The 17,225-nt window shown below is 61.7% G+C and carries 11 protein-coding genes and 2 pseudogenes; 4 read left to right on the top strand and 9 right to left on the bottom strand.

Annotated features, from left to right (window positions below):
* Window positions 1-29: 29 nt before the first annotated feature.
* The 6 genes and pseudogenes from ACIBHX_RS45510 to ACIBHX_RS45485 all read right to left on the bottom strand — a co-directional run.
* The gene (locus ACIBHX_RS45510; RefSeq protein ID WP_397074372.1) at window positions 30-1,007 is read right to left on the bottom strand and encodes a hypothetical protein; all 978 of its coding nucleotides are present in this window, start codon (window positions 1,005-1,007) and stop codon (window positions 30-32) included.
* A complete protein-coding gene (gene dpdF, locus ACIBHX_RS45505) occupies window positions 1,008-3,449 on the bottom strand; it encodes a protein DpdF (RefSeq protein ID WP_397074370.1) in 2,442 nt (813 codons plus the stop codon).
* Window positions 3,446-6,583, bottom strand: a complete 3,138-nt coding sequence (dpdE, locus tag ACIBHX_RS45500) for a protein DpdE (protein WP_397074368.1) — start codon at window positions 6,581-6,583, stop codon at window positions 3,446-3,448. Before dpdE ends, dpdF begins: the two co-directional genes overlap by 4 nt.
* 379 nt (window positions 6,584-6,962) lie before the next feature.
* Complete coding sequence (locus tag ACIBHX_RS45495) at window positions 6,963-8,180, bottom strand: IS701 family transposase (protein ID WP_397074521.1); 1,218 nt, start codon at window positions 8,178-8,180, stop codon at window positions 6,963-6,965.
* Between the two features lie 182 nt (window positions 8,181-8,362).
* Window positions 8,363-9,559 (bottom strand): IS701 family transposase, encoded by a 1,197-nt coding sequence (locus ACIBHX_RS45490; protein WP_397074367.1) that lies wholly within the window; start codon window positions 9,557-9,559, stop codon window positions 8,363-8,365.
* A gap of 231 nt (window positions 9,560-9,790) precedes the next feature.
* Window positions 9,791-9,957: pseudogene (locus ACIBHX_RS45485) on the bottom strand (NUDIX domain-containing protein); the annotation flags it as partial.
* Window positions 9,958-9,984: 27 nt separating this feature from the next.
* Here ACIBHX_RS45485 and ACIBHX_RS45480 point away from each other — a divergent pair.
* Entirely contained in the window at window positions 9,985-10,458 is a 474-nt protein-coding gene (locus tag ACIBHX_RS45480; RefSeq protein ID WP_397074365.1) for a GIY-YIG nuclease family protein, read from the top strand.
* Here the strand turns inward: ACIBHX_RS45480 and ACIBHX_RS45475 are convergent.
* Window positions 10,355-10,675: a hypothetical protein gene (locus tag ACIBHX_RS45475; protein WP_397074525.1), complete on the bottom strand. Its 321-nt coding sequence runs from the start codon at window positions 10,673-10,675 to the stop codon at window positions 10,355-10,357. The genes ACIBHX_RS45480 and ACIBHX_RS45475 overlap by 104 nt on opposite strands.
* Before the next feature lie 197 nt (window positions 10,676-10,872).
* Between ACIBHX_RS45475 and ACIBHX_RS45470 the strand changes: the two are divergent.
* Window positions 10,873-11,691: pseudogene (locus tag ACIBHX_RS45470) on the top strand (ADP-ribosylglycohydrolase family protein); the annotation flags it as partial.
* Between the two features lie 522 nt (window positions 11,692-12,213).
* Here the strand turns inward: ACIBHX_RS45470 and ACIBHX_RS45465 are convergent.
* Window positions 12,214-13,332 (bottom strand): DUF4238 domain-containing protein, encoded by a 1,119-nt coding sequence (locus tag ACIBHX_RS45465; protein ID WP_397074363.1) that lies wholly within the window; start codon window positions 13,330-13,332, stop codon window positions 12,214-12,216.
* A 262-nt stretch (window positions 13,333-13,594) separates the two neighbouring features.
* On the opposite strand from ACIBHX_RS45465, the gene ACIBHX_RS45460 reads away from it, so the two are divergent.
* Together ACIBHX_RS45460 and ACIBHX_RS45455 are read left to right on the top strand one after the other, a co-directional pair.
* The gene (locus tag ACIBHX_RS45460; RefSeq protein WP_397074361.1) at window positions 13,595-14,065 is read left to right on the top strand and encodes a hypothetical protein; all 471 of its coding nucleotides are present in this window, start codon (window positions 13,595-13,597) and stop codon (window positions 14,063-14,065) included.
* Window positions 14,066-14,147: 82 nt separating this feature from the next.
* Window positions 14,148-14,633: a hypothetical protein gene (locus ACIBHX_RS45455; protein ID WP_397074359.1), complete on the top strand. Its 486-nt coding sequence runs from the start codon at window positions 14,148-14,150 to the stop codon at window positions 14,631-14,633.
* Window positions 14,634-14,984: 351 nt separating this feature from the next.
* On the opposite strand, the gene ACIBHX_RS45450 is transcribed toward ACIBHX_RS45455, so the two are convergent.
* Window positions 14,985-16,646, bottom strand: coding sequence for a DUF262 domain-containing protein (locus ACIBHX_RS45450; RefSeq protein ID WP_397074357.1), 1,662 nt, complete (start codon window positions 16,644-16,646; stop codon window positions 14,985-14,987).
* Window positions 16,647-17,225 lie beyond the last annotated feature (579 nt).

Raw genomic sequence — 17,225 nt, 5'->3', positions numbered from 1 at the left:
CGCTCGACTCCAGCAGACGCGATTCCCAGTCACAGGTCACCTCTAATTCGAGTTCTTTCCCATACCATCGTGGTGACGATACGATCGGCAGATCCATCGGGCTGCAGTCGAAGAGTGCGGCCGCCTGCGTCGCTCCTCTTTTCCATCGTCAAGAAGCCGTCAGCCTCGAGTTGGAGTAGCGATACTGTTAGGCCGCCGGTGAGTATCGCGTGGTCTCCCTCGTATTGCGGATCGTGGCCAAATTGCAAGCCGCCGCCATCCAGGATCGGCACTGCTGACGCACATCGAGCGATGAAGTCACGGACATCGTAGTCGCCAGGCGTGAGCGTCGGTAGTCGGTAGATCAATGCCTCACTAGCGTCCGGGATAAGTCCACTGCTGCCCGTAGTTCGTGCGAGCCCTAAATAGGATGCCCAACGGCGGAAGGATGACCACTGTTCCCGGTTCGGAACCGGCCAATTTTTGCGCTCAGAGCCGAGAACTTGCTCCTGCATGATCGCAAAGCTTCGCCCGACGCCCTTGGTTGCCGGTGACTCGAATCTGTCAAACGGACGCAACGGCTCTCCGGCAACGTGTAGGAGAACCAACGCTTGAATGAAGTCTCCCACTCCGCTCGATGCATCCGAGCCAGCCATCTCGATCACTGCGTCGAGCAGGACTTGGAATATGCTCCGCGAGGTTACGTCGACTGGGCCCTTCCAGCGTTCTACGCCCGCGGAGGCCAGCCTGATTCGGTTGCCCGCCGACTCGACCATGCCAAGCATTCGTAGTGCGTCGAGGGAGGCGTCGGCGATGATAGAGCCACCTGCACGTAGGTCATCCAGGTCAGCCTCGGAGGGATCGGCCGTGCCCGTGGCTATCGAGTCCATGGCCTCTTTAAGGCCACGAGGAGCCACTAGGCTCACAAGTTCTTCTCGGTCTGCCTCCGCTTTCGGGAGCGCGATCAGCGTCCTCACCAAAAAGCGCATCGCCTCAGGGAGAACATCCGGTGGGTTGAGGAGTGCCATCTAAAGCCTCCGCAAAACATGCTCGATGTGGTAAGAGGGACCCCAGGATTCCCTTAGGAAGGCCGGACCGCCGAAGGGAGTCGGTTCGTCGCGAGTGCACAGCACAACGGTCATCGGTCCCCGCGAGAGTCGGTCCAGCAGGAGTGCCCACTCACTTGCCGGCGGTCCCTCCTTGTCGATCCGGACAAGCGTGGGAACGAGCAGGTTGTTAGAACCGGCGAGCCAACCCGTGACCCCCTCCTCCCACCAAATCGATCGGACAGAGCGTGGACACGGTGACCATGGGCCTGCGGCCACGAGGGCTATGACACCGTGGCTGACGAGGCGATTGATGAGCTCTTGCTCGGCATCGAATTGAACCCCATCGGTCCAGACGCACAACCGTCCGTCTGGCGCCAACTGACGCAGTCTAGACCCAGCAGTGACTGTGAGAGTGCCATTGAACAATGGCTTCAGCGGAGGCCTTAGCAGTGAGGGCGGAATCCGGCGCGTTCGGCAGTATGGACAGCCTCCGCACTGTCGTGCAGTCGGGAGAACGCCAGATTCCACGCTCAGCCGATAGTGATCGGCCAGGTATCGGTTGACGCAGGTGTCAAGCCCATCCAGGATCTTCATTGCAGATTCCAGGGACGCAGCAGCAGCAGTGCGGCTCAGTGACTGTGCATCACGGAAGCGATGGCGGAAGCTGGCCTCGTCAGCGAGGTCGCCATGCCGGATGCGGACAGACATCGAATTCCGATGCTCCGCAAAGATCTCCTGCAATTCCTCCTCTGTGGCGTCAACCGGGACGTCGGGTGGAGTCGGCCATTCCACGCTGAGCATCCCGGCACGATCCATCGCGGAGAGCGTCTGCGTGTTCCAGTAGCGATTGGCGTCGCTCCACGGATAGGTCACGTCCTCGGTAGGCGTAGTGAGATCCACCATGAGTACGCCACTTTCAACGGCGGCGCGACTCTTCATGCTCCGCCACCGCTTCCATGCCTTCTCGTCCCCGATGAGCCTGGCTTCGGCCATTTCTCGTGCGACCCTGGCGTCTGAGTCAGTCCACAAGACCATTGAGACGGACGCTCTGCCGTCCCGGCCGCTCCGACCTACCTCCTGGTATAGGCGGTCTACTGACTCTGGTACGCACAGGTGAATCACGCCCCGCACATCAGGGACATCCATGCCAAGGCCAAAAGCCGACGTGGCCACTATAATGTCGAGGTCCCCGGCGGAATCCCCATCAAGGCGCAGGCCACGAGTAGCATCTTGACGTCTCTGCGCCGATACAGTGCCGGCTACACCATCGATCGCCTGCAGCCCCGCAGCGCGCAGCCAGGACAAGGCTGTCGATACATTGGTGGACGCCTCAGAGGTATGCAAACTGGTGTAGACGATGAGCGGTCGCGGCATGTGCCGACATGCCTCTAGGAAGCGCTCACGCTTCTCCTCCTCTGTGGCGCAGTGGCTCATCCACCAGGCCGGCTCTGGGCGGGTCACCTGCGCGGATACGAGCAGTTCGCGCTGTCCAGGAAAGAGTCGACGCAGCGCCTCGAGGCCATAATCGTCAAGGGTTGCCGTGAGCATCACAGTGACGGGAGTCCGGTCGGCGGGTGCGAGATCAAGCAAACGCCGCCGCAGTCCTGCGAACGTCTGGAAGGCAGGTCGGAAAGCATCGCCCCACTCTGCGACGATGTGTGCCTCGTCGATTGCGAGCAAGTCCAGCCTGCCCTCAAGTGCGGAGACTTCAAGAGGCCGCGCGAGTACAGTGCACGCTGCTTCGGGAGAAGAGATGATCAGCCACTGCGTTCCCTCGCGTACCCGCTGCGCCAGGTCCGCCTTCTCGCCCGAAGTCAGACCACCGTGATAGGCGAAGAGGACTTGTTCCCCCGTAAGCTCCTGAATCCGCCGCTCAAGGTCCAGCGCAAGGGCAACGGTAGGCACAACCAGGCATGTTTGCCGAGGTCGGTTGTTAATCGCTCGAGTAAGGATGACGTCTGTCTTCCCGGACCCGGTGGGAAGCACGCAGATGACGGCGTCGCCTCCGCGGGCCGCGCTGGTCGCGCGGATGCTGGCCTTTTGGCCAGGACTCAGGTAATCAGACCGTTTCGTGGAGTTGGTGTAGAAACGGTCCGCGGCCAGTCGCCAGTTGGGTCTTCGTAGGGAGACTCGGGAGGCCTCCTCGTCAGGTGCAGTCCCGAGGTCATCAAGCCATGTGGGAAGCCATGGCTGAGCCCGCCAGTGCAGCCCTTTGTCACCTACGAAACCATGAGATCGCCATTCGACCGCTTGTATTGAGGCTAGTTCTGGGGACTCCAGAACCGACTGATATCCACGGGCAACGAGTACCGATCGGATCATCGGCAGAATCTCCGCAGGTCGCGGACTCCCGGACGACTTGAGTCGCCGCGCCAGGCGCGGGCATGCTTCAACTATCTCCTGCAGGGTGTAGATAGTCATGCTCGGTACATCCAGGTGATGAAGGTCGCCCCGCAGCTATCGAGGCTAAACACGGGATGGGCTAGAGCATCCTCGACGGCCGCCATGACAGTCTCATCGGGAGAGGAATCTCTGCCGACGCGTAACCGAGCCTGCAAGATCACACTCTCCCACTCTTGTGCGGCGGTAGCGCGCCGACGCGCCTCGTCGAGACGTTGGGTCACGCGGTCCCGAACTTGGACGGCGGACATGGCGCCGTGAAAGACACCATCGCAAACACGAGGCCAATTGAAGGATGCGGTTAGTTCGCGAAAACGCTCGGGACGGCTACCGAGGTTCGTTCCTTTCGCCTGCTCCAGGGCACGTACCAGGGGAGGCTCGCATTCGCCTCGACCCGCCAGCCACCAGATCCGCTCCATGGTGGTCGGCAGGAAGAAGTCAGTGCGTGCCTGCACCGCGCGGTGGAGCGCTCCATCGGAATCAAGGGCGCAGGAAAGGTCGATCGGTCCTGGCGCGATTTTGACGTCGAAGCAGAAGGCCACCCAGGGCTCCCGATCTTGGTGGGGGGTAGGCCAATGGACCTCGGTCGCGAAGGCCTTCCCTCGGTCATCGATTTCAGCCACCTTGGCGAAGGCGTTGACCAATGGCTCGCCCCAGCGCAGGAAACCTAGTCCGGCTTCGGCGGTGATGCGGTCGGCGGTGTACCTCTGCTCGAACACCTGTGTTCCAATGGCGCTCACGGCATCCTCAGTCAGCAAGGGGGGGCTCGATCTACTAACACCGAAACGCACGTGGTCGTCCTCGGGAAAGACAGAGAATTGGAGCATCTCAACGAGATAGCCGTGAACGGCCTGGTCGATCCGGCGTTGGCCTGCGTCAACGGCGGCGAGTCGTCGCGCCAGGTCTTCGTCCTGAGCCCGATCCTCGATGCTATCGAGGATATCTTGCCCAGATATCCGGCGCCGCTGGGTCGCCAGCTCGTCGGCTTGTCCCATCATCATCTCTCGCGCGCCAGCGAGGGTTTGGGTAACTGCGGTGCGGAAGAATTCGATCTCAAGGTCCGACAAGACGTACTGCAAGGTCGATGTCGAGGATGTAAAAGCACCGAATACGTTGTTGAGGGTCGTTGTCCAAGCATCAATATGGTCGCGGCCGACAGCGAAATCTTCCTGGAAGGTTGTGGAGCGGACAGGGCTCTGCAGTTCGCTCCATCTATCGAAGCGGCCGAGGCGCTGCTCGAGGTGGGTACTAAACGTTGGCACGTTGAGGTGTAGCACCTCCTCGATAAACTGGAGATTAGTCGCTTCTTCGGCCGACCGGTCGATTACAAGTATGCTTCGCTCCGTGCTGCGTTCAAACTCAGTCGTCAGCCGACTCCTAAGGTCGTCCGCCTGGCTTTCCAGCAAGGCGGTGACGCGGTGGTTGCCCAACTCGTCTACCAGTAACTGAGCGACTAGGCGGGCAGCGTTCGGGAATGTGCAAGCAACGGCGCATTTCTTGCGCCCGACCCGTTGCCTGGCCCATTCGACTGTCGCGGAGAGCCGGTCGGATTCAGTGGGCGTGGCCATGATTTGCTCGAGATCACTGGCAAACTCCTGACCGGCGGCCGATTTGGCGAGGTCATTAGCAGCGGCCAATTCATCGGTCGACAGATCGTGATTTGGCCTACACTGTAGCGCGCTAACTAGATCTTCAAGTGCGGCGATGGGGGCGAGGATGCGGCCTAGAACGATTTGTAGGATATATCCCGCATTGGGGTGCTCCTCCAACTCGAGACCAAGACGGAGGTCGTCAAATGCGGCGAACAGATCCTGACGCCGGTGATCGGGATCCGGGATGAGCCAGGGGGATGCCAACCTGCGACCTCGTGTAGGAAAGCCCTTCTTGGCTGCGGTGGAGCGGCGATTGCGTACCATCCGTCGGTGCAGCCTATAGGTCTCGGAGATGTAGCCTCGGAGGCTGTTAATCTCCTTCCTAGCTTCCTCCTCCGCTCTGGCGGCGATGCAGCGGCGGACATCGGAGATGAGTTCCTTGGCGACGGGGTCGTTCGGTAGTAACTGGGCGACTTGAGCTAGCGGCTCGTCGAGATAGCGAAGTGGAGTCTCGGCGCTGATCGCCGACATGGCCTGGGCAAGGTCATCGCGCATTTCGACGCGGTGCCGAAATGCGGCTAGGTCTGTCAGCGGGTAGTTCACCGGATCCAGCAGGTGCAGTAGCCCGAGAAAGGCATCCTCATTACTGCGAACTGGTGTTGCGCTCAGTAGGAGAAGTGCCTGCGACGCGTGGGCAATGGCGCGCAGCGCGTCGTACTGCTGGTCACGGACGCCATTCCCGCCATAGTTTACTCGCTCGGTTAACCGGTGTGCCTCATCGACGATCGTGAGCATTCGCTGCTCAGGTCGGAGGCGTCCGATCGCTGAGTGCCCGATAACCTCCACTGTCCCGGGAAGGTAATTCACCCGAAACTTCGTCGCGAGCTCCTGCTTCCACTGTCCAACGACCTGGTCGGGGACGATGATGGCCGCGGTCCCAGCCGTATCGAGCAGCAGTTGTCGGAGCACCATGCCAGCCTCGATGGTCTTGCCGAGGCCTACCTCATCGGCCAGCAGGTATCGAGGTATCGGGTCGGCAAGCACCCGGCGGGCCGCACCGACCTGATGATCATGGATCTCGACAGCGGAAGAGAGAATCCCGCCAAGGTTGAGGGAAGCGCTGCGCTGTTCCAATACCGTATGCAGAAAGCGAGTCCGGTGGGTATGGAAGAACCGGGTCTCTACTGTGCCCGCTTTGAGCAGGCCGAGCGGGTCCGCCAGCGGGACGGACCAGCGGACTCGCAGTTCAGCGGAGGATACGGCCTTTGAGATACGGTTCGGTAGGAGGATGAAGTATGCGTCGGCCTCCACATTCGACGGGGAGTCGATCCGGCCCACGATCCATCGTTGACCGTCAAACCACCACACTCTCTGCTGCGGAGGTAGCCGAACTGCCTGGTAGGTTCGGTCAGCCGACGGCAGGACCACCTCAGATCCCATCGGCGAGTCGAAGAAGGCAATCGTTCCTGCGGCGAGGTCAAAGCGACCCCAGCCCAGCTCGCTATCTCTGACAAAGCGGATATTTGCGGTCGAAAGGGGCTTTCCGGTAAGTGATGGACCCATCCATAAACCCCAACGACGTCGGCATCGGCAGCATCTAGATATCTTTGTAGCACTTTTCGACGTTACCTGGATTGAGCTTTTCCCATCTTGATGAGTGGACATCCTCCGCGGACTGAAGGACCAGGATGGTCTGCGCGAGCGCGGCGGCTCGGCGTGGGCAGGGGCGCAGGCGAGTCAGGATCCCGACGGCCATGGCGGGCTCCTGATGGGCGACTAGTACTACAGTCATGTTTTGTGATCTACAGTTGAATCTTGTTGTGGCGTAGCCATCGTTTCCAGTAGTGGCTGCTGCGGGCGCGGGCTTGGTGGGCGCGTCGGTGGTGTGACCACGCCAGGGCGCGTTGCAGGATCTGGCTGATGGGGTGGGTGACGGCGCTGGTCAGATGTGCCAGGAGACGGCGGATCTCGGCTGGGGTGAGGGGGACCAGGCCGCACGCGCTTTTGGGGCGTGAGCGGCGGTGACAGCGAGATAGGCGTGAGCGAGCATGGCCAGGGTGATGTGCCGGTGCCAGCCGTCGTAGCGTCTGACCTGGTACTGGTCCAGGCCGACTTCGTTCTTGGCGCTCTGGAAGCATTCCTCGATGGCCCAGCGGGCGCCGGCGATGCGAACGAGCTGATCCAGTGCGGTGTCTGCAGGGCCGAAGCACAGGTAGAAGCCCAGTTCACGCTCGCCCTGGTCGCCTGGGGTGAGGCTGCGACGGACCAGCAGCCACCGCTGGAAGCCGCCGGGCCCGCCAAGGTGGTCCTCGGCGTGGGGCGGCAGGGTCGCCATCGCCCAGTCATACAACCTCGGCCCCTTGGCCCCATCACCCGCCGACAGCCGTTTCCACGCCTGCTCAGGCGCATCAGCGGTCACCGCGTCAGCTCGTGAGCCGGTGTTGCCGTAGCCGATGCCGGTGCCGGTGCCGACCGACTGGCTCTTGGGCACGGCGACCACGTACCCGACCTTGCGTTTCTCCAGGTAAACACGGAACTTGTGATCCTGGCCGTACGCCTCGTCCGCACTCACCCACGAGGCCGGCACTCCACCTTCCAGCGCCCGGCCCAGCATCGCTGTGGCCAGCGCCGGCTTGGTGGCAAACGACACGTTGTCAGGGATGCCAGCCTGAGCGCACCTGGCCCGATCACCGGTCCAGGACTTCGGCAGGTACAACTCGGCATCCATCAACGCGCGCCCGCGCGGCGTCGCGTAGGCGAGAAACACCCCGAGCTGGCAGTTGTCCACACGCCCCGCCGTGCCCGAATACTGCCGCTGCACCCCGGCCGACCGGGTGCCCTTCTTGACGAATCCGGTCTCGTCCACGATCAGTACCCCGGCCGGATCGCCGAGCTGCTCGACCACGTAATCACGCAGGTCAACACGGACGTCCCGGGGATCCCACCGCACGTTGTTCAGCAGCCGCTGCATCCGATGAGGCTGGGCGTCACCAGCGGCCTCGGCCAGTTGCCAGCCGTTCTTACGCTCCACCGGCGCCAGCAGCCCGACCAGATACGCCCGCGCCTGCCGACGCGGCTCTACCCGGCCAAAGCGGCAGGCGACCCGCGCGAACAGCTCATCCAACCCAGCCGCCCACGACTGAAGATCCTCAGACGTCACCACACTCGACACACGAGCGACTATAGATCACAAAACATGACTGTAGTACTAGTACTACAGCCTGATTTTGTGATGTTTGAGCCAGCGTCTCCAGTAGTGGCTTGCTCTGGCGCGAGTCTGGTGGACGCGGCGGTGGTGGGACCAGGCCAGCGCGTAGGCGAGTGGGCGGGTCATCGTGGTGGTCAGATGTGCCAGGAGACGGCGGATTTCTGCCGGCGTGAGGCGGACCAGGCCGCTTGGGCTTTTGGGGCGTGCGCGGCGGTGACGGCCAGGTAGGCGTGGGCGAGCATCGCGAGGGTGATGTGGCGGTGCCAGGCGTCGTAGCGGCGGACCTGGTAGTGGTCCAAGCCGGTCTCGTTCTTGGCGCTTTGGAAGCATTCCTCGATGGCCCAGCGGGCGCCGGCGATGGCGACCAGGTCGTCCAGCGTGGTGCCGGCCGGGGCATGACACAGGTAGTAGGCCAGTTCGAGTTCGCCCTTGGCGTTGGGGGCCAGGCTGCGCCGGACCAGCAGCCAGCGCTGGTAGCCGGGCTCGGTCTCGAAGCGCACCGTGGCCAGGGCCCAGTCGTAAAGGCGTGACCCCTTGGTGCCCTGGCCGCAGGAGCGGCGCTTCCATGCCTCGGCCGGGGCCTGGGCGGTGGCGGTGTCGGCGCGGATCTGCCCGCCCCATCCCGTGCCGATCCATTGGTTCTTGGGCACCGCCACCACATAGCTCAGATGGTGTTCTTCCAGGAAGCGCCGGAACTTGTGCTCCATGCCGTAGGCCTCGTCGGCGGTCACCCAGGAGACCGGCACCCCCGCCTGGAGCGCTCGGGCCAGCATCGTGCGTGCCAGGACCGGCTTGGTGGCAAAGGGCTCTTCGGCCGGGATGCCGGCGCGGGCACAGCGGGCTCGATCGTCGGTCCAGGACTTCGGCAGATACAGCTCGGCGTCGATCAACGCCCGACCCAGCGGGGAGGCGTAGGCCAGGAACACGCCCAGCTGGCAGTTCTCCACCCGGCCCGCGGTGCCGGAGTACTGGCGTTGCACCCCGGCCGACTTGTCGCCCTTCTTCAAAAAGCCGGTCTCGTCCACGATCAGCACGCCATCGCGGTGGCCGAGGTGGTCCATCACGTAGTCGCGCAGGTCAGCGCGCACCTGGCGGGGATCCCAGCGGGCGCTGTTCAACAAGCGCTGCATGCGGTCCGGCGCCGCATCCCCGGCCGCCTCGGCCAACTGCCAGCCGTTCTTGCGCTCGATCGGAGCCAGCAAGCCCAGCAGGTACGCCCGTGCCTGCCGGCGTGGCTCCACTCGCCTGAACCTGCCTGCCACCCGCTCGAACAGCACATCCAACCCCGAGACCCACTCCTGGAGATCATCGGGCGTTAACTCATCAGGCATGCGCCCGCACTATAGATCACAAACCCTGGCTGTAGTACTAGTTGAGTCCCGGCTGATGGCCACGAAGATTCCTGGTGGACGGCCTCGGGGTGTCCTGATCTCCGCCCCGCTCTGGGAGATCTCCGAGTGGTGGCGCTGATGCCGGGGCTCATCGCCTCTACGGAAGGTCGCAAGATGTGGAGCCCCGCCGGGTGAGCTCGCACGAGGTTCGGGTGCTCATCGCCCCACGAACTCGCCCAGGTCGATGGCGCCGCCGGGGACGGCCCAGTTGCCGTTGTCGGAGCGGCAGATCATCAGCAGGTCGCCCACTTGATTGGCGACCACGACATTGACCGAGGGCGCCAGGCTGTTGGGTGTCGGCGCGTCCGGGGGTCGTAGAAGTCGATCGGCTCGGCCAGGCCGGCGAAAGGACACTCACGGCCTGGATGGCCGACAACGCCCGAGTCTGCTGGCAAGTGGACCCCGAACCCTGGACCGCCGAGTCCGAACTCATCGCCCAACTGGACCTCCCCCTCAACCTGGACCAGAACAGAAGCCACGCCTTCCATCAGCACCTCTCTGCTCTCAGGGCCTCAGCGCGAGTTCGTGCCCGTGAGCTCCCCATCGCCTGCTGGACAGGCCGACCCGTCCGCCGTTCCCCGTTCTCGCAAATCTGGATGATTCCGGGCACAGGTCCCGGTCACCTGCGGGAGCAGCGCAATCATGCCGCCGAACAGGGATTATGCACACGGGTTGTCTCATATCACTGCTCATGGATTCTGGCGCTCTCACGGAACGGCGACGGAACAGGCCGCCTCATCGGCCAGGCGGCGGCCATGCCTGATCAGCCCGTAGGTTCAGCGGGTGCAGATGGCTTAACGCTTCGTGGAACTCCTGCTCGCCGATCTCGTACGGACTGAACTCATCGAGATCCAGCTGAGCGTAGGTCAGGAAACCGTACCGATCCTCATGCTCCGGAGCTTGCACGTCGTACGCGATCACCGCGCCGTTGGCGTAGACCTCGACCTGTACATGCGCGTATCCCTCGTCGTCGAGCGCCAGGTAGAACGTGGACGTTCCACAACTCGCATACTCGTCGCCTCGGTCCTCGTCCCAATCTCGTCTGAAGTACCTCACACCGTCAGTGTCTCTTCGAGCATCGTCACCCCGCAGATAGCTCAGTAGCCTGTCGGCGTGAATCATGTGGAGCGTGCCGTCGGCGCGGTCGTCGGCTCGGCGGTGGGCGACGCGCTAGGTGCCCCGTTCGAGTTCGGTCCGGCGGGCGCGTTCTCCGCTCGCTTTCCGTTACCTGGTGCCGGTGGCGAGATGATTGGGGCAGCGGCTGGGACGCCGGGGAGGCGACCGACGATACACAGATGGCCGTTCATGTGGCTGAATCGCTGCTGGAGCGCGGCGGCTTGGACCTGCCGGATATCTTCGCTCGCTTCCAGAGGTGGGCGGCCGATGAGCCGAAGGACATCGGACTGCAGACCGAGGACGTCTTGTCCCGCGGCCTGCCCTGGGACCAGGCCGCCATCGCCCACTACCGCAGCAGCCGCCGCGCCGCCGGCAACGGCTCACTGATGCGGGCCACTTGCTCGGCGGTGTACTTCGCCCGCGACGGGCGCAAGGCCACGATGGACGCCGCTCGCCGCATCGCCGCCCTTACGCACGGTGACCCTGCGGCCTGGGAAGGCACCGCGATCTTTCACGACCTGGTGCGCGTCGCCCTGGACGGTACCGACCCCCTGGCCAACCTCTCGCAGACCCTCATCGCCGTCCATCCCGACCACCGTGAACGCTACGCCACCGTCCTGGACCCCCACTGGCATCCCGGCCAGGCCACCGAGGCCAACGGCGCCGTCTGGCCCTGCCTTGGCTCAGCCGTATGGGCCCTCCGCACCACCCACAGCTACGAGGACGCGATCCGCGCCGCGATCGACCTGGGCGGCGACACCGACACAGTCGCCGCGGTCACCGGTGGCCTGGCCGGGGCCGTTTACGGATTGGCTGCGATCCCGGCCGGCTGGACAGAGCCTCTACACGTCCCGCTACCCGGAAGTGGTGGCCGAACCCTGCGCTTGCCCGACCTGCTCCACCTCGCTCGTGACCTGGTGGAACAGGTTGACATCCTGGGCGACGACTCCCGATGACAGAACCCTGGTAGGTCACTAAGCAACCACGTTGCACCAGCACTCCTCGAAGAGCGGCGGCTGAGACTTGCGCCGATGTTGCGATCCAGCACATGACCTGCGGTTCGTCTCCCTGTTGCGTCCGCGAAGCGGTGTATGAGCTTGGCCAACACACAGCAAGCTACTGACCTTCCGCTTTTCAGAAGTCACGATCACCCCGCCCAGTCAGGACGATCAGGTACCGGGCTGTCGTCGAGAGTGCGCCACGTGTGGGCTTGGTGTCCGACGTTGCCCTCAGCGTTGCTGTCACAGCAGCCACTGGCCTCAGTTGTTGTCTTAATGCAATACCCCGTGCGCGATTTGGACCAAGGCGGCACGGTCACTGAGTTGCGTTAGCCCGAGCGGAGATCAGGCAGGGCGCAAGATCGGCGAGAATCTTATCTACAGGGTCAAGGCAGCCGCCTTCGGCAGGCTGCGCGTCGGGCGGTTGCTGGGCGCGCTCATCCACGGAGTAGGGCCTCATGTAATCCCTGAGTTGGCCAGTCAGCCCGCTTGTTGATCGTTTTCTGGATGAGGCCGTACATTGCTTCGACGATGAGGGATTGGCCAGGCAATGTCCTTGATCGTGAATCCCTTGTTCGACTCAAAGGAGCTGGAAGATTTTGTTCTATGCAAGCCTCCCGATCCCTCCGCGTCCCCGGTAGCGTTACCGAAGAGCCCATCCTCCATCACCCAATCGTCGCCTGCTGAGTTAATTTCCTGAGTCTGTGGTTCTGGAAGAGCTAGTCCCGACAGAGGGTTATCTTTAGGGTGGTGATAGATGAAGCGACGGGCGCTGTTGATTGATTCGCGCAGGAACGCTTTGGCCATCTTCGTAAAGCCAGGAAGAGCAAACTCGGGGGAGTTGTCTAGGTCGATCTCACGCATGATGAGACCAACTCTCCTGCTGAGTGGAACGACGAATGCTTGTGCCGTAGCAAGGCCGACGCCCATGTATTCGGGATAGTCGGGGCCTACGGCCAGCGATACAGGATGATCAGATGTTATTAGACAACGGCGCTGGAAGCGGAAAAGTGTCCACGTCCTTGCAATCATCTGGCGGGCGGTAGGCTCCCATAATTGCATGAGCGAACGCAGGTGATTGTTGGCATCAGGTATCAAGTCTGGGCCAGTGGGCTTGGTTATGTCTGCCCACTCCTGGTCGAGCTCAAAGTCGCCAACGGGGCGCCCTTCCGCCTCTTGGATGAGGTCGCGCAATGCTTCCTTGCCGGAGACTCCGACAACTAGTTTGATGAACTGCGCATGCATCTGCATTTGGCCATTGCGCACACCCTCGCTACGTAGGTGCTGAAGTGCGACCCATACGGCCAATGCTTCGCGCATGTCGCCCTTAACCGGCCACAGCCCTTCATGGACTATTTTCCGCAAGACGGAGGCCGCATCAGCTTCTATTTCGCTGAAGAACTTTTCGAAATAATCGCTCTGGCTGCCATCGGGAAGCGTGATGGTGTAGAAATCCTTCACAACGCTCGCATTGTGAGTTCCTACGTCATGCTGCTTGTCCCCGGGGAGAACGACGCGCCGGACCTGGCTACGTTCATCTGCAAACTCGCGCAGGTAGAAGTTTGAAACAACGTGTTGCCTTCGTACTTGCCGTGCCATTACACAAGGATAGCTGGCTGCTCACCGCCCACGACGTCCCGATCGAGCAGATCTCACGCCTGGTTGGCCACACCAACACGGTGGTCACGGATACCGTCCACCGGAAGCAGATCAGGCCTGTCATACAGGAGGGAGCGACGGTAACGGGTACGATTTTCCACCGACGTCGGAGTCTTAAGCCGGGAAGTCTGTGGCGTGGGGCAGCTCAGGACAGGGGTCACGCGAGAACTGCCCTGGCAGAGCTCGGGAGATCCTGAAATGGGTGGAGCGGCACTCCCTGCGGATGTCGGCCCTCGCCACCTCTGCGACTGCGCGCAGCATGCTCAACGCGGCGACCAGCCGTCTGGACGGGAAGCGTGTCGCCGCCAGCTCGAACCGGCGGCATCGAGTCATCCTCTCCGGTGCGCTGGCCTACGCGGTGGAGCTCAAAGTGCTCGACAAGAACCCGATCCCGGAACTCAAGTGGAAGGTCACCAAGACGACCTTTCAGGTGGACCGGCGCTCTGTGGTCAACCCGGAGCAGGCGCGCGCTTTGCTCGCTGCGGTTGAGAAGCAGAAGCCGAGTGGCGTCCTGCTCATGCCGTTCTTCGCCACGCTCTACTTCACCGGACTGCGTCCCGAAGAGGCCGTCAACCTACGGGAGAAGGACCTGACGCTTCCCGATGCCGCCGGCACTTGGGCAGAGTTCTACCTGACCGGCGCGACGCCTGAGGTCGGCAGGGGAATGGACTGATTCCGGCGACCAGCGCGACACGCGCGGCCTCAAGCACCGCGCCGAGGGTGAAGCCCGATCCGTCCCTTGCCCTCCCGAACTGGTGACCATCCTGCGCAAGCACCTCAAGGAGAACGGCACCGGCCCCGATGGTCGCGTGTTCCACGGCGCTCACGGCGCTGTGCTGGCCAAGAGCACGATCCTCCGAGTCTGGCGGAAGGCCCGCGAGCAGGCCCTGACCAAGGAGGAGTACGCCTCACCGCTGGCCAAGCGCCCGTACGACCTGCGGCACGCCTGCCTCTCCACCTGGCTCAACGCGGGCGTCTCGCCCAAGCAGGTCTCCGAGTGGGCAGGCAACAGCGTGGCCGTCCTCCATCGCACCTACGAGGCCTGTCTCGTAGGTCATGACGAGATCGCCATGCGGAGAATCGCCGAGGTCCTGGGCTCTTCCCCTCGGGAAAGCATTGGGAAGGATCAACCGGATACGGCTGATCAGAGCCAGACGCAGCCGGACACTGAGACATGCCAGGAGTGTTCCGAATCCACGGCGAGCAAGACCTGCACCAAGAGGCCAGCCAATAAAGCATGACCTTCCGCTTTTCAGAAGTCACGATCATCGTGCCCAGTCAGATCGACCAGGTGCCGGGCCACCGTCGAGAGTGCTCGTCGTGCGGGCTTGGTGCCCGACGTTGCCGTCAGCGTTGCCGTCACCGCAGCCACTGTGGCCAGTGGCAAGGCCCGACGAAGGAGGACCTTGGCGGCGATCGCCCCGACCACCTATGGCGGGCAGCGAAGTGAGCGATCGTCACGGCGCTGACCCAGCATTTCAGTGCGAACCCCGCGAGCATCGATGGTTGAGCGGCCTGGCTCGCCGTGATATCTCGGCGATGCGTCCAGCGAACAGGCATGTATATGGGCGCATTATGCGCAAACTGCTACGTCACGAGGCAGGCCATGCACGGATAGCAAGCTGAGCGAGTTCGCTCGCTCTTTTCTCATTACTATCGACATCCCATGTCTCGCCCCTGCCTAGATGACGCGTAATCGAGAATTTTGACTGTTTGAACGCAGTCACCTTCTCCTCAAATGGAGCGTCACCGAGATTTCGATTTAGCGAACGCTCCAGGAGCGTATAGTTGCACAATGTATCTCGTTGTGCAAGAAATCGTTCAAACTCCTTATCTGAAGAGAACCGATCGCGGCCAGAGCTTTGCGCAATAACGTGTTCAACCGAGACGGATTTTCCACTCCAGTCCACTGCTGCTTCTGCGTTCAGACCTAGCGCCAATTCATGCTGGCGCTCGATCTGTGAGAGCAGATATTTGGCGCGCCCCGGCTGTATAGGCCCATATCCCATAAACGCGCGCTTGAATTCTTTGTCGTCAGGAACGATCTTGCGAACGATCTCGAAGACGTCAGCTTGGGAATTCACAGCGCCCTCACTCATCCCTTTGGCAGCTTCGCAGAATACTTCCTCTGCCGTGCCTCCCCCAAGCCTCCCTGCGAACCAAGCCCGCACAGACCATGCCGCTATGCGATTAATCAACTTGGACGCCTTTGTAAGGTCCCAATTTGCCAGAGCCGCGATAAGCAGCGGCGTGCTGGATTCGAATCCAAACCTACGAAAGGCAAGAAGAGAGTCTCGAACGTCCACGTTGATTCTCCCCCAGAGCTCACTATCCGGCTCTCTGAGCGCGGAGTAATATTCGAGGTTGCGCTCGAGCCTCTTCACGTACTCGCGCACCCTAGTGGGGCCGCGCCCAATATCCCCCTGAATGACCTTATAGAGCTTGCGCGTAGTAACCTTTCCGGCGCGCGAGGAGTGCTCATAGCGGATAAACTTTACAAGATCCTCCGGCTTATCCTTAAAGGGGGCCGCGATACGCGTCCATTGCTGCATTACATTGTCATGAAAATCTTTCGACTGGCTAAAGAGATAGTTCTTCAATAGATCAGCAGTGGTGAGGTCCGCACCGCGGTCATTGAGGGTCTCGAAGATGACATATGCCTCGGGAAGCCCCGACGCTACCGCTAGTAGGACCTGGACGTTCCTCTCTAGCTGTGTGACTATCGACACTAGGTCGCGATAATTTCTGGTCGTAGGAGCAATTTCTATTAGGTATTTCATGCAAATCCGGTAGCACTCATAGAGCGGGTCTTTTAGATTGCTTACCGGCTGGCCTCGCAGAAGCTCTTCATAGGTGTTGAGATTGTCTTGGCCGAGCTTAAGTCGAACAACGATATCCTCCTCTTCGAGGTCAAAGGTTTTCAGATATAGTTTGTCAATCTCTCGCGCCGAATCCTCTTTCCCAAACTCTTGCAGCAGATCCCTAATGGCAGTGATGAGAATGGCGGTTGTTGTGAGTCGCTGCTGTCCATCTACTACTATTTGTCGCCCTGGATCATTGTTATCGGCTGCAAGCACAATCGTTCCCATGAAATATGGTTGAGACTCGCTCCGGGCCGAACGGAGGTCTTCGAGAAACTCTTGAATATTCGATTCCTCCCAGGCGTATCCTCGCTGAAATTTTGGAACATTAAGCAGTCTGTCGGAGAGCAGGTGGGCAAGGCGATCATGTCCGAATTGCGCCGGATCTGCCACTTCGACTCCTTTGGTAGGCGGTGTCTGGGATATTCATCAATCGAGATCCCTTATAGCCTAATCCTCTGAGCATCTACCGTCGTTACACAGATCCTTGATCAAATGGGTCTGCTTGTCGGCGACAGAGATTCCCTAGCGGCTGGCGGAGCCCGGAGGACTAGATGCTCGACTCGTACACCGTGGCCGACCCATCGGCAGCTGAAAGGCGTCGTTCCAACCCGCTGGTTCACGCGCATGAGAGTCACTGTTCCTCCGCTTCCAGTGCCTCGGCGGTTCTCTGAGTAGCACCTCGATCCCGTGATGCCAGTTGTGGCCTTTCTACTGGCAGAGCCCATCCAAGCGGGATCGGGCGTGTGGGCGCGCTGGCCGCGACCGGCCGAAGAGCCGCAGCGCGGCCAGCTGGCGCCCGAACACGCCGCCGACCGCCGCAGGCGGGCGGCTTGAAGACGTAGAGAAAGTTCTCATTCACCAGAGTCGGGGCCGGTGTCCTGTCTCGCTTGATGGTTGACACTCTGGCCTCGCTTGATGCTTGACACCTTGATCGTCTTCTGTGCCTGCTCGTGGCGTTATCGGCGCTTC

Origin of the sequence: Nonomuraea sp. NPDC050536, from assembly GCF_044457685.1 — a bacterium.
Classification (GTDB): domain Bacteria; phylum Actinomycetota; class Actinomycetes; order Streptosporangiales; family Streptosporangiaceae; genus Nonomuraea.
Note: the sequence above shows the minus strand (reverse complement) of the source record. Positions and strands in the feature narration are given on the sequence as shown.

Excerpts from the sequence above, each read along its gene's own strand:
- ACIBHX_RS45510 (WP_397074372.1), bottom strand. The coding sequence starts at position 1,007 with ATGGCACTCCTCAACCCACCGGATGTTCTCCCTGAGGCGATGCGCTTT.
- dpdF (WP_397074370.1), bottom strand. The coding sequence starts at position 3,449 with ATGACTATCTACACCCTGCAGGAGATAGTTGAAGCATGCCCGCGCCTG.
- dpdE (WP_397074368.1), bottom strand. The coding sequence starts at position 6,583 with ATGGGTCCATCACTTACCGGAAAGCCCCTTTCGACCGCAAATATCCGC.
- ACIBHX_RS45490 (WP_397074367.1), bottom strand. The coding sequence starts at position 9,559 with ATGCCTGATGAGTTAACGCCCGATGATCTCCAGGAGTGGGTCTCGGGG.
- ACIBHX_RS45480 (WP_397074365.1), top strand. The coding sequence starts at position 9,985 with ATGGCCGACAACGCCCGAGTCTGCTGGCAAGTGGACCCCGAACCCTGG.
- ACIBHX_RS45465 (WP_397074363.1), bottom strand. The coding sequence starts at position 13,332 with ATGGCACGGCAAGTACGAAGGCAACACGTTGTTTCAAACTTCTACCTG.